This is a genomic window from Acetobacter zythi (genome assembly GCF_963921165.1).
Taxonomy (GTDB): Bacteria; Pseudomonadota; Alphaproteobacteria; order Acetobacterales; family Acetobacteraceae; genus Acetobacter.
This window is the reverse complement of record NZ_CAWUEO010000044.1, coordinates 51,429-68,902: the sequence shown is the minus strand read 5'-3', so window position 1 is coordinate 68,902 and position 17,474 is coordinate 51,429. Positions and strand designations below refer to the sequence as shown.

Genomic DNA, 17,474 nt, shown 5'->3' with positions numbered 1-17,474 from the left:
CCTAAGCGAATTGCTGCGTATTTTATGCTTTCAACAGCATAGGGGTATTAAGCTGTATCTGCCGGTGGTTGATTTTTTTTATATAATTTCTGGTTTCCAGATACTTAAAAATTCTACTGGTTGTTTCAAATGTCATGCCCAGATAATCGGCAATGTCCTTGCGGCTCATGACCAGAGTGAGCACCTGTGTGGTGTGGTCAAAATATTCTGGCCGTTTGCTATAAGCGCGTAAAAAACCGATCAGTTTGCTTGTCGCTGTTGGGCAGGACATAAGAATAATATGGGTTTTGGCTGCCATAAGGGAGGCCGTTTTTTGCTTGAGCAGCAGGTCCATCACGCCCGGATAATCCTGTGCCAATGCTTGCACCGCGCTACGGCGTAGGCGTTTGAGGTGCACGTCCACCAGTGCAATGGCTGACCATGCGTAAACCTCGTTTTCTGCAAGACCCAAAAACCTTCCCGGCCACAAAAAGTCGAGCACCAGATTACGGCCTTCTTCAAGCTGGTAATCCAGCCTGAGCGCTCCAGAGTGTACGAAGTAAATAAAGTCGGCACTTTCACCCTGCCGGAACACCACGCTTTTTGCGGGTTTTTTTAGGTCACTCCAGATGCGTTCCAGCGCGGAAAAGGCTTCCGCCATAAGAACATGCGCAGAGTTGGGGCCAAGAGTGCCGGAATATTGTGGGGGGTGCAGGGGGTTAACGTGCAGCACGTGGGCGTTTACCGCACCCGCAGTAGCTGAATGCTCTGCCAAGGGTCTAGCCCGTAGTGTGTTATCCCCATGCCAATAATTCCTTGCTGTTGTGAGGGCGAGGTTGATGTCCGGCTTATAAATAAACGAAACGGAACCGTTTCACAATATCATCCGTTGTCTCATCTCTGTGGAGCCAGTAGCAGGGTCAACCAGCGGGTGTAGTTATTGTTTTAAGGGGAAGGGGACAGGTTTTTTGCTTCAGCAAGAGCAAGTTGTGTCAGGTGTTTTTCGTTTTTACGTAAAAAGAGACCCGAGCCGAATAAACCGATCACGGTCAGCACACCTATGGCTATGCCTGTTGGGCCGGATACTTCGGATATTTTACGCCCCAGTAGGTAGGTGCCCATTGTATACCCGCCAGCCCAGCACGTGCCGCCCAGCGCGTTAAAAAGCATGAAGCGCTTCCAGTGCATGTTACACGCACCAGCCAGCAGGGCCACAAAGACGCGCAGGACAGAGACAAATCGCCCCAAAAAAACAATGGCGCTCCCATGGTGGCGGAACAGATACTGGCCAAGAATAAGCCGCTCAGGGGTTAGGCCGACTTTTCCCCCATGTTTTTGCAGGAGTGGCAGCCCAAAATGCCGCCCGATCAGATACCCGAAATTATCCCCGATAATGGCCCCGGCAATGGCGGCCAGAGCTACCCCTTGAATGGCCAGATGGTGGGTCTTGAGGCAGTAAAGTGATGCGGTGATGATGCAGGTTTCGGCTGGAACGGGCAGGCCCATGCTCTCCATCAGGACAAGCAGGGTCACGATACCGTAACCGTAATGCTGAAGCAGCGTATCCAGATGATGTAGCAGGGGGAGAGTCCTTGTTCCGGTGTTTCGGTTTTCTGATGCAGTCAGAGTGTTCGCGGTGGAAAGGCTTTCTGTTGCATGGCTGCATTTCCAGATGGGGGTGGGTTGCCGCTGGCGCCAGAGTCTTTGTGTGCACTGTGGCCGGGTGGCTTACTGTAAGGGTTTAAGACTGGGTGTGGGTGTAAATTCAGTTTGTAATTTAAGAACATATGGAAATAAGTCAATAAAATGCAAACAATTATATTTATAACCATTTAATACAAAAACAAAAGTGTTCGATAAATAACAATAATCGTTTTTTTAACGCTCAATGTATTTCCAGATGTGTTTAGCATAACCCTAGATTCACGGGTGCTTTTACATCATCTGATAAGGAATATAGGCGTATGGCTTTTGATCATGCAGGTTTTTTTGCGCGGATAAACAGCACAAATCCGGTCCTGTTTATCCGCGTAATGGCACGTGCGGCCACTGTGTTGGGGCCAGTTTTCATGATGGTTGTGCTGAATGTGGCAACCCGGCGGAGCGCCTATGCAGATGCGGGTTTGTATTTGGCCGGGAGCAATAACACGTACACTGTGAGCGGTTCTGAAAGTTTTTCTGGCGCCAGTAACTGTTCCAGCCCGTATTTTATCTCTCCTGTCTGTGTGGACGGAGGGGCTACACTGCAGGTTGTGGGATCTGGTGCCACGCTTGTATCCCAAAGACAGATCTTTATTGGGTACAAATTGTCGGGGACCAGCACTCTTTCCATTCAGGATGGGGGGGAGATGCTTCTTAACCACACGGTCTTACAGGCAGGCTGGAGTGGGGGGGATGGTCTTATCACTGTTTCTGGCGCGGGGTCACGTCTTGTCACATCTTCAGAAAGTATTCTGGTGGTGGGGACTGGAGATAATGGCAATACTGGTAGTCCGCTTTACAATACGGGGCAAACAACTCACGGCGCTCTTACGGTTACGGATGGTGGGTCTGTGCAGGTCGGAAAGGTGGCTGTTGGCCTGTATGGCAACGGGGTGGGAACTGTAACGGTTGATGGCCCGAACTCTCTTTTGCACGTGGTGCAGGAATACCACGTAAATGGGGGTACGGGGGTTGAGGGAGGGAGCGGCACAACGCAAATAAGCAATGGCGGCAGCTTGGTGGTGGACGGACAGATCTTTTTTGGGGGGGATGCGAAGGATGGCACCGGCAGCCTGATTGTACAATCCGGTGGTACGCTGGAACTGGGGGACAAGGTCGAAAACGGCCAAACGACCAGTGCCCTGCTTGATGAGGAGGGTGTGGGTGGACAATCAAATCTGATTTTGTCTGGTGGCGCCATCAAACTTATCAATTCTGGTCTGAGCACGGCAATGGATATGCAGCTGACAGGCGGTGTGCAGTCCACGTTGGATACAAACGGCAGAACGGCTGTACTGTCAGGTGTACTGGCGGGCAATGGGGGGCTGGCCAAGGCGGGGCAGGGCACGCTTGTTCTGTCTGGGACCAATACTTATGCCGGGGCGACGGAAGTGCAATCGGGCACGTTGGAGGTCGATGGCGGGGTGGCGAGTGCGGTCAGTGTGCGCAATGGTGCAACGCTGGCCGGGGTGGGGAATGTGGGCACGACCACTGTTGATTCTGGAGCCACCCTGTCGCCCGGCACGGCCAGCCACGGTGGTTCGTTGACCATAACAGGGGATCTGGCCATGGCGCATGGTTCCACCTTGCTGCTCAACAACGTGTCCACCACTCAGCCAGCACTCTTGGTGGCGGGTGCTGCCACTTTGTCTGGTGGGACCGTGCAACTGTCGGGGGTGCAAAGCCTGCATTACGGTGAACAATATACTCTGGTATCTGCTGCTCAGGGAGTAAGCGGGCAGTATGATGGGGTGGATGCCGGTCAGGCGAATATTCATCCATTTTTAACGCCAACCCTCTTGTACACGGCGGATACAGTTAATTTGCAGCTATTGCGCAACGCAGTGCCTTTTGCTGCTGTGGCGCGCACACGTAACCAGCAGGCTGCGGGCGCTGGATTGCAGGGCGTGGCGCTGAACAGCTCTGTTGTGCGTGCGGTGGTGCAACTGGGGGGCACGCGTGCGGTTGATGCGGCACTGGATGCTTTGTCGGGCGAAATCCATGCATCCATACGCACTGTTCTTGTGCAGGATGCCCAGTATATGCGGCAGGCCGTATCGGACCGGTTGGCAGGCGCATGGTGCGATAACGGGTGGGCGCAGGGTGGATTGCGCACGGCATTGGTTCATCAGGGTCATATTCTGCAAAGTGATGGATGCACGGCTGCGCAGACCGTGATGTGGAGCGAGGCCTATGGTGGATTTGGCAATAATAGCGGCGATGGCAACGTTGACAGCCTGCACCACTCCACTTCCGGTTTTATAATGGGGGCAGACACGGCGTTGGGGGAGAGTGGCCGGTGGCGCGCTGGTGGTTTGGTCAGCTATGGCCGCTCCATGGTGGATGGCGGAGGGCGGAGTTCCTCGGGCCAGAGCAATAACATATCTCTTGGGGGGTATGTGGGGGCGCACTGGGGCGGATGGACCCTGCATGTGGGGGCGGGTTACACGTGGAACCTGCTTGCCCTTTCACGCAAGGTGGCGTTTGCGGGGTTTGGCAATACCTTGTCCAGCCAGTACAACGGCGGCACCGCGCAGGGGTTTGGTGAGCTGGGGTACCGGCTCCATCTGGGGCGTAGTGTGCTGGAGCCGTTTGGGAACATGGCGTATCTTAACCAGCATACCGGTTCTTTTCGGGAACGTGGGGGAGTGGCCGCGCTGCGTGGCCGTGCTTCGGATGCAGGGGTTACATTTGCCACGTTCGGGCTGCGGGCGTCTGCTTCATTCTTGACGTATGGTGCATGGGTAACACCGCATGCCATGCTGGGTTACCGGCATACCTTTGGGCCAGTCACCGCAACCATGCATGAGACTTTTGCAGCAGGGTCTGGTGGATATGGCATGGATGTGGCCGGTGTTTCACTCAGCCGGGATACGGCCGTGCTGGACGCAGGTGTGCGTGTCAAACTGACGGACAGGATTGATATCGATGTGTCCTATATGGGCCAGTATGGTGGCCCATCCACAAGCAGTGGCGCGCATGGGCGCGTAACCTTCCGCTTTTAATGCAGATCAAGGCCCGTATTGCCCGAGAAAATCTGAAGGATTACGGGGCAGGTCAAAAGTCTGCTCCGCCATTGGCAAAGAAAAATTTGGGTGAACACTCTACTTTTGCCCGTGCGGGTAAAAATATCAACACAGGAATGTAACACTTTTGCAGCGCTGCGGGCTGTAATCAGGCGGGAACTGCTGTTTTTTAAGGGTTCTGTTGTCCATTCAGGGGAGTTATACCGCTTTATCACCCCTTGGAGCTTTGACTCTGGTTTATGAATGGGGCAGGCCGTCTGTTCGGTTGTCGCAATGATGTTCTGGGTCTTTTGTATTCCAGTTCGGGTCGTGATTATGGTGGAGTGAGTTTTTGTGACGCAAGAAAGACGTTCTCTGTTTGCTGGTTCGTGGCGTGCATCGCCCAATGCAATCAAGCTGAACCAGTCCATGCGGCTGATGCGTCGTGATGTGCTGCTCTCGGGCATCGGTGCTCTGGCGGCTTGGGGTGGGGCAAATGCCGCACCAGCGCTGGATACAGTGCCGCCTCCGGTGCCTGCGGTTGATCCGGGCCTTGCGCGGTTTATGGATATTTCGCACTGCCTGACGGACCGTACCGAGCTGGATTCTGCCGTGGGGGCGGCCCTGTACGCGGGTATGGTGCAGGCAACGCCCGAGCGCCGGGCGCACATATCGGCCCTGTATGACCTGAAGGCAAAGCACAGGCTGGTCACCGCCGCCGAACTGGCAAAGGCTGCCGAAAAGGCCGATAAAGCCTTAAAGGACGCTATTCATGACATCATGATCGGTTGGTACCGTGGTGTTGCGGGCGGCAAGGTCGTTGTGTACCGCACCGCCCTGATGTTCGATATTACCAAGGACGCAATCTACCCCAAGACCTACGCGGCGGGTGGTCCGTTCTACTGGACCTCCAAACCGCCAGAGGTCGCGCGCCCGACCGGCCTGCCGGCACTTTCGCCCTCGCCGTTTGTTGTGGAACCCACCTGAAGAACCGAAGCAGTCCAAACCTATGTCTTCTGACCAGAATCTTTCCGCTGATGTTGTTATTGTCGGGTCCGGCGTTGCCGGGAGTTCCATCGCCAACGAACTGGTGCGTGCTGGAATATCCGTAATTGTTCTTGAGGCCGGTCCACGTGTGGACCGGCAGCATTTTGTAGAGAACTTTCGCAATCTTGAGAATAAGCCCTCCTATCAGGGGCCATTCCCCAGCACGCCATGGGCACCCCATCCGCCCAACCAGCAATCTCCCAACAAATACCTCCACACCACTGGTCCGGATGCGGAGGCCTACCAGCAGGCCTATCTGCGGCTTATGGGGGGAACAACATGGCACTGGGCCGGGTGTGCATGGCGCTACCTGCCATCCGATTTTGAGCTGAAAACCCGCTACGGGCAGGGCCGCGACTGGGCCTTGACCTATGATGATCTGGAGCCTTTTTACTATCAGGCCGAGGTGATGATGGGAGTCTGTGGCCCGGACCCGAGTGTGGAAGACCTGGGCTCTCCGCGCAAGCAGCCCTACCCGATGGAGGCACTCCCCCTGTCCTACGCAGGGGAGGAATTCCGCAAGCTGATTACCGAAAAAACGCCATGGCGTATTGTGCACGAGCCACAGGCGCGTAACACCCGGCCATATGACGGACGGCCAACGTGCGAAGGGCATAATAACTGCATGCCCATCTGCCCGATTGGGGCCATGTATAACGGCAGTTATTCCGTCTACCATGCCGAGGCCGCGGGGGCGACGTTCATCCCCAACGCAGTTGTTTACAAAATTGAGCGGGATGCTGCGAACAAAAAGGTTACAGCCGTCCATTACTACGACCCGGATAAAGGGTCGCACCGTGTGAGCGGCAAATACTTTGTAATAGCCGCCCATTGTATTGAAACAGCCAAGCTCATGCTTCTGTCCGCCGATGAGCAAAGCCCGGACGGGGTTGCCAATAGTTCAGGGCAGGTCGGCCGGAACATGATGGACCATACCGGGGTACAGGTTACGTTTATCAGCGGGGACAAAGCGCTTTGGCCGGGGCGTGGTCCGCTGGAAACCAACGTGATCGACAATTTCCGTGATGGAGACTGGCGTAATGAGCGTGGCGCTTACCTTGTGCACATGGTGGATGATAATCAGGTCGATTTTGCAACCCAGCTTGCTATTTCCAAAGGTTATGTCGGCCGGGAACTGGAAGAGCAGATCCGTTATCTGGCATCGCACACGGTGCGCCTGTTCAGCCATAACGAGGCCCTGCCTGACCCTGAAAACCGTTTGACCCTGAGCAAGACGGAAAAAGACGCGCTGGGTATTCCGCACCCACAGGTCTATTATAAACTGCCGCAATATACTGTGCGCAGTTGTGACCATACGCGCAGTGTGTTCAAGCAGTTGATTCATCTGATGCATGGCACGGACGAGGAATGGACACCGGGTTACTTCCCGCAGGACCATCCCTCTGGCAGCACCATCATGGGGGTGGACCCCAAGGACTCCGTGGTGGATGGGCATTGCCGCACGCATGACCATGAGAACCTGTTTATTGCCAGTTCATCTGTCTTTTCGACCGTGGGAACGGGGAATATCACCCTGACCGTAGCCGCCATTGCGCTGCGTGTTGCCGATACGTTGAAAAAAGAACTGCTCCATGGCTGATTTCAAACATATTTTCTGGTCCGTTCTGTTCGGGGGTGCCGTGCTGGGTGGGCTGCATGCGGCACCGTCCCATGCAGCGGATGACGAGCAGGCTCTTATGGCCCGTGGTGCATACCTTGCGACAGCAGGGGATTGTGTGGCCTGCCATACACGCCCCGGTGGCAAACCATTTGCCGGAGGGCTGGAAATTGCCACGCCCAAAGGGGCCGTTATTTCCACCAATATAACACCTGACCCACAAAATGGGATTGGTGCTTACACGCTGGAAGACTTTGAAAAAGCCCTGCGCCGTGGCCTGCGCAAGGATGGCGCCTATCTTTACCCCGTTATGCCCTATGTATCCTATGCCGGGCTGACGGATCAGGACGTTAAGGCGCTGTACACGTGGTTTATGCATGGTGTGCAGCCCGTAGCGGAAAAACCGCCGGAAACAGAGATCGGGTTCCCGGGGAATATCCGCATGTCCATGATGGCGTGGAACATGCTGGCAGAGAGCGAAAAGCCCGAAACGGGGGATTCCGCAACCTATGACAAGCTCCGTCGTGGGCATTATCTGGCGACAGCGCTGGAACATTGCGGCACCTGCCACACACCACGCAACTTTATGTTGGTGGAGCAGCAGGACCAGTACCTTGCGGGGAGCCAGCTAAATGGCTGGTTCGCACCCAATATCACGCCCAGCAATACAGGCGGGATAGGGGACTGGAGCGAAGACGATCTGGTGGCCTACCTGAAAACAGGCCATGCCAAAGGGCGCAGTCAGGCGGCTGGTCCCATGGGGGAAGCCGTCGAGCACAGCACAAGCCACCTGAGCGATGAGGACCTGCACGCACTGGCGGCCTTTATCAAACAGGTGCCCGCACATGATGATGAAATGGAACATCAGGCGCGCGACAGTTTTGGCAAGGCGTTGCAGGACCCGGATATAAGGTCGGGAATCGTTCACCGTGTTGATGATCTGTACGAAATGGGCGGTGCCGAACTGTATGACGCCAACTGTGCCGCCTGCCATGGAGCCAGTGGTGCGGGTACTGCGGATCAGTATGTACCCTCGCTTTACGCCAACTCTGTTGTCGGGTCGGGTCGGGTGGATAATCTGATCATGACCATTCTGGAAGGGGTGAACCGCTCTACACCTTCGGGTCATGCCAGCATGCCATCCTTTGGCAGCCACTCCGATGTGCAACGCCTGAGTGATGCCGAAATTGCCAGACTGGTTAATTACCTGACCATCCGGTTTGGGAGTGGGGACCATCAGGTCAATGCGGAGCAGGTCGGGGCCATGCGCCAGCCGCACCCTGCGCCAGCTCCAGCACCTGCCGCCGCTCCGCAGGAAGCTGCCAAGCCTGCGCAGCCCACACAGCCCGACCATCCGTAAAAGTTTTTTCCGTGGCGGAGGGGCCACGGAACAGAACTGGATGTGTGCGGGTGTTTCAAAACCCATAAAATCTGCCCCATTCACCCATATTCCGGGGTGGATGGGGCAGATTGCATTGGGGCATGGTGGATGAAGGGTCTATGCTAAAACAGCATAAGACGGTAATTGAGAGCGCATGATGCCAGCCGTGCCCCGTCTGGCGTCAGGGAAAGCGATCAAGGCCGATTGTACAGTCATAAGGTTACTTGCATGTTGCTGCCTCCCTCGCTGATATTGGGCGTTGGTGATTTTGGTCAGGAGTTATGAGTGCTGCGGCTTGTCAAAGCTGGCAGAATCGTAACAGACTGGGATTATTTATTGTGTGGTCAGGTCTTTAGGAGATTTCCCATGTGGGAAAACCCAAAACATATTATTGTTCCCGTGTTCTTCAATTATCGTGGAACAGCGCTCTTTCACGAAGATCCCGTGAAGGTAAAAGCGAACCCTAACGGCCTGCAGAAGTTTATGGGGTTGTTTAACCAGAAGTATCTGCCCACAGACGAAATTCATTACCAGAAGCATTTTTATTACGGTTTTGAGTTCAACCCGCGCGAGGTCAAGGCAACCCAGTGCTTGATGGGTGGCATTTTTGACTTTTTTCATGCGCGTGGTCTGACATTCAACTACCCCGACATTTCCAACCGTAAAGGAGCGGAAATCTGGATTGGGGAATATAAATGCCACCTGTTCGATATTATGGCCGATATCAGAAACCCCCATCTGTGCGATTTTGGGTATTTTGACCCCAAAACGGGGAATGTGGTGCTAGACGACAACATGCGCCGCTCCGATGGGCAGCATAAGCCCGCCGATGTGTCCCGCCGTCTGGTGCGCGACAGTTTTCTGAACGGAAAAATTTTGACCAGTTGCATCAAAGTTATGGAAATGCCGAAAGAAAAAGAACCAGCCGCCTGAATACTCTGCTGGGTGTGCGGTTGTGTTGCATATGGTCTGGCACGGTTTGCGGGGGGCAAAGAGGGGTGGTTGCACCTATGGCCCATATGCAGTCGGTTTTTCGGTATGGGGCGTGCGTGTAGGCCGCAGTAGGGTAAAGCTGCTTGCTGAAGCATCTGGTATCAGAGAGTGTCTGCCACATACGTGGTGATGGAATGCTCGGCAGTTGAGGAAAAATGCACGTCGGCTTGCCTGACAATACAGGTAATGGCGGTCTTATTGTTATGGGAATGTATTTAATAATTAAATATATTATATTCGATCAGTAGTCTCATAGCCCTATAAAATCTTCTTATTTTAGGGGTACTAATGCATCGCAGCCGCTCTTGTGCCGTTGTGGAAGAGAGTTGCCACGCAAGTTATTAAGCATCATGGAAGGTTTTGGTCTGTTTTATGGGGAATGCAACAAATCTGGATTTAGTGCAGAGACTTTATCGTGCCCTTCTCAATACGGCCGATGCAGTGTTGCAGGCTTCCACCGAAAGCGAGATGTGCGATAAAACATGCGCCGATCTGGTGTATGACGCGCTTTTTCAGGCGGTCTGGATTGGGCGTAAAGATGCCTCGGACGTGTTGCATATCCTCTCCTGCATGGGGGCGGGAACGCAGGGCATAGCCAATCTGAAATTCAGTTTTCATGAGAGCACGCCCCAGTTCCCCGTGGCCATGGAGGCATGGGACAGACAGACCCTTGTTTATAGTAACAATGAACTGGCCGAGCAGAAAAACGCTCCGTGGTATGACTTTTTGTGCCGCAACCAATGGTGCGCCGTACTGGCGGTTCCCATCTGGCGCGGAGGAGAGCGTTGGGCGGTTATTTCTTTTGTGTCTGCCCGGACGGATATGTTCGATGAACAGTGCATTGGGTTGTGCCAGAAAGTGGCGGAACTGCTGGGCCATGCGCTGGACAAGCTGGACGCACAAAAAAGGCTGGAAAAACTTCAGAACGAGGAAGCAAGGCGTGCGCGGCATGACCCGCTAACAGGCCTGCCCAACCGGCTGGCGCTGGAGGAGTATATGCCTCAGGCCATGGCCCGTGCGGTGCGTCAGGGGAGTTCGGTTGCCGTTGGTATGCTGGACCTTGATGACTTCAAGCTGGTTAATGATGGATATGGGCATGAGGCGGGGGATCGTCTTTTGCAGGCTCTTGGACACCGCTTGCAGGAGCATGTCCGGCACACGGATTATGTAGCCCGTCTGGGTGGTGATGAATTTGTTATTGTGCTGGAAAATCTGGACCCTCTTTTGCAGGTGACCCAGGCTACAAAAATTTTGGACAATCTGCACAAAGCTGTGGAAACGCCGTTTGCTGTGACGCATGACGCGTTTGCCATGGTCGGCATGACGTTGGGTCTGGCTCTTTATCCAGTGGATGGGGAAGACCCCGATACGCTTTTGCGGCGGGCCGATGCTGCCATGTATTTGTCCAAACAGAACAAAGCCAGCCGTCAGAACTGGTGGTGCATGGCCAGTAATACCCGGCAGCTACCAACGGAAGAAGCCGTGGAGCAGGTAACTTTCAATCCGTATGGACCAGAAGCTGCGGAATTGCTGACACGCGCCAAAACTTTTCTGACGCGGATCCGGCAGAATTTTATTGAATGTTTTTACGACAGTCTTGCAAAAATGAGCGAAGCTCAGAGCATTTTGTCTGTGCTGACACCAGACCAGCTTGAACATCTCAAGCAAAAACAGGCTGCTCATCTGGATTTTCTGCTAGGTGCACAAACGCAGCGGCAGGATATTTTGCAGCAGGCCAAAAAGCTGGGCACTATCCATATGCTGTGCGGTATTTCTCCCGCCCTGTTGGGAGAAGCCTATAGTATTTACCGGCGTTTGTTGATTGATAGCTTGGATAAAGCCTTACTGCGCGCGTACGATCGCTACCATATTCTTCTTACGACAGAAATGCGCTTGCAAGATGATAAAGGCGCACAGTTGGAGGCAGGGCAGGGTATTGAGGAAAAATATTTCTCCTTGTTATCCAATCGTTTGCCTGTTGCGGGGTGTGTCTGGCCGGATGTCAGTGGGCAGGGGGTAGAGGCTCTGGGCAGCCTGCCGGGTATTCAGGCTGTTCTGCTTTTTCGTATGAATCCGGCTGGTGAACTGGTTGTTGAGCATAGTGGTGGGCGTGCTGGTGCCCAACTGACTGAAAAATTGAAACAGAAAATCAGCCAGCCTGTTGTGAGTGCCCAGTCGGTATTTGGCAATTCCGTTACCGGGCTTGCGTGGCGCACACGACAGCAGCAGACCTGTGCCTCTTACTCCACGGACCCAAATGCAGCGCCTTGGCGCAGTATGATGGACACATTGGGCATATGCTCATCCATTAGTATTCCGGTTTCCATGGAAGAGGAGCAGGTTGCGGTTGTGTTGGCTCTGTTTGGGGCGTGCCCCAACCAGTTTGAAACCCAGCGGATGCAGCAGTTTGCCCGCAGCCTGCAACACCGCTGGGAGCAGATGTGGATGCGCTGCTGCTTTCCGCGTGGTTCTGCGGTTACGGAAGAGCAATCCTGTTACCTGAGAGACAGGTTGTTCAGTGACGGACTGCGGATGTACGTTCAGCCCATTGTTAATCTGCGCACCGGAGAACTGCTGGAAGTTGAAGCACTTGTCCGCATTCAGGATACAAACGGCACAATTATTGAACCGGGAAGCTTTTTGTCCCTGCTAGGGCAGAACGAACTGGACAGGCTCTTCCATATGGGGCTGGAGGAATGTCTGACCCTTCTGGAGCAGTGGCAGAATAATGGGCTGGTCATCAACCTTGCCGTGAACATGCCCCCAACCTACCTTTTGAATGAGGATGGCCCTGCGTGGGTTGAAAGTGCGTTAAAGCGTTATAACATCCGGCCCGAGCAGCTCACGGTTGAGTTGCTGGAAACCCAGATGATCGACCCAACCATACAGGACATAGCCATTCAGAAATTCAAGGCTGTGGGGGTCAAGATCGCTATTGATGATCTGGGGTCGGGGTATAGTAACCTGCTGCGCCTTTCCTCCCTGCCGTTTGATATTATCAAGGTTGATCAGGGTCTTTTGCGCAATATTCGTACAGCGCCAATCCAGACGTTCAGCATGGTCAAGTCTGTGTTGGATATGGGAACAGACTTCCATGAACTGGTGATTGTGGAAGGGCTGGAAGATGATGATGTGATTGAAGCCATCTTCCATCTGGGGTGCCGGTATGGTCAGGGCTACGGTATTTCGGCCCCTATGCCACCAGAGCATTTTGCCAAATGGTATGAGGCTTATAGAGCAAAGGCGAATGCCTGTAGGCACACCAAGGAGTTGGTCAGTGATTTGGGTGTGTTAGCTTACCACTGGATGTCCACACGCGGTGGGCAGAGTGCGAGTAAACATTCTTTACGGCATTGCCTGATTACACATTGGTTGGCTGCACAGGGGCTGGAGGGGTCTGAGGCCGCCCAGTGGCACGAGCAATGCCATTATGGGGACGATCCGGTAGAAGCCTCTCGTAAATTTATAGACTGGCTGGTTAAAAGAATAGTCAGCGCGAATAAAGAACGCTTGGCTTTGACTGATGAGTTGAGTGAAATAAAAACTAAGTAGGTTACGTTTTTTACTTCAACACGATATGCGCGAATAGGCAGGCATTTTTGGGTATGTTCTGCCTGCTTGCCATAGGATTGTAATATCAGGAATTATATTTTTTCCTGAATAAAGAATTTGGGTCGGTGCTTGGTTTCCATATAAATTTTTCCAATATATTCACCGATTACGCCAAGGCAGAGCAACTGCACGCCGCCCAGGAAAAAGATCGAAATTTCCACGGAGGCCCATCCGGGAAAAGCATAGCCATTGAACCTTTGTATAACAACGAGAATGCTAATAAAAATAGAAAAAATACAGGTAATAGCACCAAGTATGGATATAAAACGTAATGGTTTTATGGTCAGGGACGTAATGCCCTCAATAGCCAGAGAGAGCATTTTGTAAAATGGGTATTTTGATTCGCCAGCCAGACGTTCCTTGCGTGCATAAAAAACCTGTGCCGTTTTATATCCCAATAACGGTACCATGCCACGGAGGTATATATTCTGTTCTTCAAATTGCAGCAGACTATGCAAGGCGCGGCGGCTGAGTAGTCGGAAATCCGCATGGTTGGCGACCTGCTGGATACCCATGGTTTCCATCACTTTATAAAAGCCGTTGGCGGTCCATCTTTTGAAAAAACTGTCACTGGAGCGGTCAGAACGAACGCCATAAACAATGTCATTCCCGTCCATGTATTTTTCAACCATTTGGGGAATACAGCCAATATCATCCTGCAAGTCCGCATCAATGCTAACGCAGATGTCTGTATCTACACAGGATAGGCCCGCCATCAGGGCAATCTGGTGCCCACGATTACGGGATAGCTTGATTCCATGCACCAGATTGTCCGCCTGAGTGGCCTGTTCAATCAGCGACCAGGTTTTGTCACGGCTGCCATCATCCACAAACAGAATATGGCTTTGCGCGCTAATTTTTTGTGCCTGAATGTTGTTTTCTAAAAGAGATTTAAGCTCGGATAAGCAGAAGGAAAAAACCTCCTCCTCGTTATAGCAAGGAACAACGATCGTAAGAGATGGGATATTTCCTCTCTGTTGTGGGGAGATCGTTTGCATTGATGAGAACCAACTTCTTAAAATAGCGACTGAAGATCATTGTTGAAGGTGTATATATCAACTTCTCTGCTTTTTGTATCCACCCCAAAAAAAGCAGATTCCTATTTTGGGCTAGAGACATGCGTGGATAAGACTGATGTACGGACGCTGAATTTTAGTGTTTGTACTAATTATATGTCCAAGATCAAAATATCACTTTGTCTGCGAATAAATTAAGAGTTGTCTGAGAATGCAAGATACGGGTGGCTGCAAGTGGCTGCTGCATATTGGGTGCGGTAGGGGTTCAGGTGGAGTTTTTCTGTATTGCGTGCCAGTCAAGAACTTGCGTAGCGACCATGCGTAATTCTTCCGCATCATGAGATACATAAAGTGTAAGTATTTTATATTTTTCTAAAAACTCTTTGATATAAAATATAATATCGGACTTTATATCAAAGTCCAAAGCGGAGAGAGGTTCATCCATCAGCAGGAGTTTGGGGTGCGTCAACAGTGCGCGACCTATGGCTACGCGCTGGCGCTCGCCACCAGAAAGGGCGTGAGTCCTGCGCTCCAGCAATGGTCCTAGGTGCAGGGCATCCACAATTTCGTGCAAAAATCGCTCTTTTTGGTCGATAAAACGCATGCCAAAGAGCAGATTTTTTTTGACATTCAGATGAACAAAAAGCCCTCCATCTTGGGGTACATAGCCAATGGGCCGCTTCCATGGGGGAAGAAAACTCGTATCATCCTGCCATATCTCATCGCCCAGTCGGCAGTAGCCCTGTGGAAAATGGTGCAGGCCAGCAATCCCACGGAGCAGACTGGTCTTGCCACAGCCCGAAGGGCCTCTAAGCCCGGTTATCCCCGGGGTGGTTATGTCAAAGCTGATGTTCATATCAAGCTGATCAATGGAGCCTTGAAAATGGACAGACAAGGCAGGAGGCACAAATTGGGCAGGCATCATCAGGTCCGGGGAGTCAGGCGTTTTTGTGTTAAGCGCAGGATCAGAATAATCATGAAGGCGAAGGCCACCATGCCTCCCGCTATGGTATGGGCGGAGGCCCAGTCTCCTGTTTCCACACTATCAAAAAGCATTATGGATAAAAGGCGGGTCTGGCCGGGAATATCCCCCCCGATCATAAGCACCAGCCCGAATTCACCAATGGTATGGGCAAAGGCAATAACGGCCCCTGCTATAATGCCCGGAGCGGCCAAAGGGAGCGCTACACTCAGGAATGCCTGCAATGGGGGCGTGCGGAGCGTGTAGGCGATCTCAAGTGGTTTGCGTCCGATGGTTTCAAACGCAGCTTGCGTGGATTGTACAATATAGGGCAGTGCGGCAATGACGGAACCAAGGGTCAAACCGGCAAAACTGAATGCAAAGGTTGATCTGCCGGTTATGTGGGCCGCCAGTGCGCCAAGCCCCGATGGCCCCAGAGCAAGAAGAAGGTAAAACCCCAAGACCGTTGGAGGTAGCACCAAGGGCAGAGTGATAATGCTCGAACACACATCGCGCCACCAGTTGCGGCTGTAAGCCAGCCACCATGCCAGAGGAATGCCAATGCTAACGGCTATTACCGTTGTTACAAAAGCCAGTGTTACGCTAAGACGCAGGGCGGTAAAAATGCTGTTGGGGTCAAACATGGCGTTTGCCCCCATCATGGCATGTCATATCCATATGTGGCGATAATGGCCTGCGCGCGTTTGCTTTGCAGGTAACTCAGAAAAGCGCGCGCAACATGGTTTTGCGCGCCTTGCTGGAGCAAAAGGGCATTCTGGCGGATAGGGGGGTAAAGGTTGGAGGGCACAACCCAGACCGTGCCAGCAGATGTGTTGTGCAACTGGGAGAGCGCGACAAACCCTAACTCCGCATTGCCGCTCTGGACGAACTGATAAGCCTGAGCAATGTCCATACCCATGACAATACGGGGCTGGAGGGTTTGTTCCAGACGTAACTGTTTAAGGGTAGCCATGGCTGCTGCGCCATATGGGGCAACATCGGGCTTGCAAAGGGCTAGGTGGTTGAAGCGGGCAGCCCGTAATGTGCTCTCACTCGCCGGGTAAGCCGGGGTATTGCTCCACAACACTAATTTGCCAATGGCGTAGGTGAACTGGCTTTTGTCCACGCCAAACCCGTCTTTGAGCAGTTTTGCGGGTTTGGCTTCGTCCGCGGACAAAAAACCGGCATAGTCCGCGCCCTGTTCAATCTGGATGACGAACTGGCCGCTGGAACCAAAGCTGGGAATAACAACATCACCAGTTTTTTGCATGAAGTCCGCGATCAGTTCCTTGGCCGGACCAATAAAGTTTGCGGCAATGGCAAAGCGGGCCTGTTCAGCCCGAGCCATTGTGGGGAGAAGAAGCTCCACCAGAATGAAGCAGAGGAGCGGAAGGCGGATTGGGCGGAATGTCAGGTTCATGCCATCCGTGTCCAAATCGGAACGAAATGCGTTCATAAGCAAGTCTCCAGTAACGGCATGTGTCCGTAATAACGCAAAAAACGTGCCAGAAGGGTGAAGTGTCGAGTGCTTTTTGGGGTGTTCAGGCTGACCAGAGTGGTGGATCATTCTATTCTGCCAGATTGTGATGTTGTTGGCTGATAAGCTAAAAAAATTCTTCTTGATATCCAGAAAATTTTGTAGGCCATTACGGCCAAGAAATGGCATTATATGTGCAGGGGGCAAGAAAGTTCCTTGAATACTATATCTATATCCGAATGGGAATAGATATCTGATAAAAATTTGGAGAGAAGACCATGAAAATTAGCGCACGTAACCAGATCAAAGGCAAAGTCAGCAAGATTGAAAAAGGTGCGACAACATCTCATGTTAGCATCGAAATTGACGGTGGAGCCATTGTTATGGCCGCCATTACCAACGAAGCCGTGGCAGAACTCGGCCTCAAAAACGGTGAATCTGTATACGCCGTTATCAAGGCATCCGACGTAATGGTCGGCGTTGACTGAACAACGCTACAGGCGGAACCGTTCCGGAACAGGGAGATTTTTCATAATTTCATAAAAACTGGCACGGTTTTTGCGTGGTTTTCATGAAACGTTTTTTCTAACAACGTTTCATGAAACAACGGGAGGGACTGCTCGTGTCAATGTTGATGGGACGTACTCTTCTCTGCCACATGCGTATGGCAAAGCGGGATGAAGG

At 52.7% G+C, this 17,474-nt stretch carries 13 protein-coding genes; 7 read left to right on the top strand and 6 right to left on the bottom strand.

Annotated features, from left to right (window positions below):
* Positions 1 to 22 precede the first annotated feature (22 nt).
* Positions 23 to 754 carry a Crp/Fnr family transcriptional regulator gene (locus tag AABE20_RS11580; RefSeq protein WP_338333208.1) on the bottom strand — a complete coding sequence of 244 codons (732 nt, stop codon included), beginning with the start codon at positions 752 to 754 and terminating at the stop codon, positions 23 to 25.
* A gap of 170 nt (positions 755 to 924) precedes the next feature.
* Positions 925 to 1,512, bottom strand: coding sequence for a DedA family protein (locus AABE20_RS11575; RefSeq protein WP_338333207.1), 588 nt, complete (start codon positions 1,510 to 1,512; stop codon positions 925 to 927).
* 815 nt (positions 1,513 to 2,327) lie between these two features.
* Between AABE20_RS11575 and AABE20_RS11570 the strand changes: the two genes are divergently transcribed.
* The 6 genes from AABE20_RS11570 to AABE20_RS11545 all read left to right on the top strand — a co-directional run bounded on the left by AABE20_RS11570 (position 2,328) and on the right by AABE20_RS11545 (position 13,276).
* Positions 2,328 to 4,685 carry an autotransporter outer membrane beta-barrel domain-containing protein gene (locus tag AABE20_RS11570; RefSeq protein ID WP_338333206.1) on the top strand — a complete coding sequence of 786 codons (2,358 nt, stop codon included), beginning with the start codon at positions 2,328 to 2,330 and terminating at the stop codon, positions 4,683 to 4,685.
* A gap of 354 nt (positions 4,686 to 5,039) precedes the next feature.
* Entirely contained in the window at positions 5,040 to 5,672 is a 633-nt protein-coding gene (locus tag AABE20_RS11565) for a sugar dehydrogenase complex small subunit (protein ID WP_338333205.1), read from the top strand.
* A gap of 22 nt (positions 5,673 to 5,694) precedes the next feature.
* Positions 5,695 to 7,332 carry a GMC family oxidoreductase gene (locus AABE20_RS11560; RefSeq protein ID WP_338333204.1) on the top strand — a complete coding sequence of 546 codons (1,638 nt, stop codon included), beginning with the start codon at positions 5,695 to 5,697 and terminating at the stop codon, positions 7,330 to 7,332.
* Positions 7,325 to 8,710 (top strand): c-type cytochrome, encoded by a 1,386-nt coding sequence (locus AABE20_RS11555; RefSeq protein WP_338333203.1) that lies wholly within the window; start codon positions 7,325 to 7,327, stop codon positions 8,708 to 8,710. The genes AABE20_RS11560 and AABE20_RS11555 overlap by 8 nt, the downstream gene beginning before the upstream one ends.
* Positions 8,711 to 9,214: 504 nt before the next feature.
* Positions 9,215 to 9,664 (top strand): hypothetical protein, encoded by a 450-nt coding sequence (locus tag AABE20_RS11550; RefSeq protein WP_338333202.1) that lies wholly within the window; start codon positions 9,215 to 9,217, stop codon positions 9,662 to 9,664.
* Positions 9,665 to 10,123: 459 nt separating this feature from the next.
* A complete protein-coding gene (locus AABE20_RS11545; protein ID WP_338333201.1) occupies positions 10,124 to 13,276 on the top strand; it encodes an EAL domain-containing protein in 3,153 nt (1,050 codons plus the stop codon).
* 92 nt (positions 13,277 to 13,368) lie between these two features.
* On the opposite strand, the gene AABE20_RS11540 is transcribed toward AABE20_RS11545, so the two are convergent.
* The 4 genes from AABE20_RS11540 to modA all read right to left on the bottom strand — a co-directional run bounded on the left by AABE20_RS11540 (position 13,369) and on the right by modA (position 16,769).
* Positions 13,369 to 14,334 (bottom strand): glycosyltransferase family 2 protein, encoded by a 966-nt coding sequence (locus AABE20_RS11540; protein ID WP_338333200.1) that lies wholly within the window; start codon positions 14,332 to 14,334, stop codon positions 13,369 to 13,371.
* Positions 14,335 to 14,617: 283 nt separating this feature from the next.
* On the bottom strand, positions 14,618 to 15,208 hold the full coding sequence (locus tag AABE20_RS11535; RefSeq protein WP_338333283.1) for an ATP-binding cassette domain-containing protein: 591 nt from the start codon (positions 15,206 to 15,208) through the stop codon (positions 14,618 to 14,620).
* A 68-nt stretch (positions 15,209 to 15,276) separates the two neighbouring features.
* Positions 15,277 to 15,975: a molybdate ABC transporter permease subunit gene (gene modB / locus AABE20_RS11530; RefSeq protein ID WP_338333199.1), complete on the bottom strand. Its 699-nt coding sequence runs from the start codon at positions 15,973 to 15,975 to the stop codon at positions 15,277 to 15,279.
* On the bottom strand, positions 15,972 to 16,769 hold the full coding sequence (gene modA, locus AABE20_RS11525) for a molybdate ABC transporter substrate-binding protein (RefSeq protein ID WP_338333198.1): 798 nt from the start codon (positions 16,767 to 16,769) through the stop codon (positions 15,972 to 15,974). Before modA ends, modB begins: the two co-directional genes overlap by 4 nt.
* Positions 16,770 to 17,068: 299 nt before the next feature.
* Here modA and AABE20_RS11520 point away from each other — a divergent pair, with 299 nt between their 5' ends.
* Positions 17,069 to 17,278, top strand: coding sequence for a TOBE domain-containing protein (locus AABE20_RS11520; RefSeq protein WP_338333197.1), 210 nt, complete (start codon positions 17,069 to 17,071; stop codon positions 17,276 to 17,278).
* Positions 17,279 to 17,474: the final 196 nt, after the last annotated feature.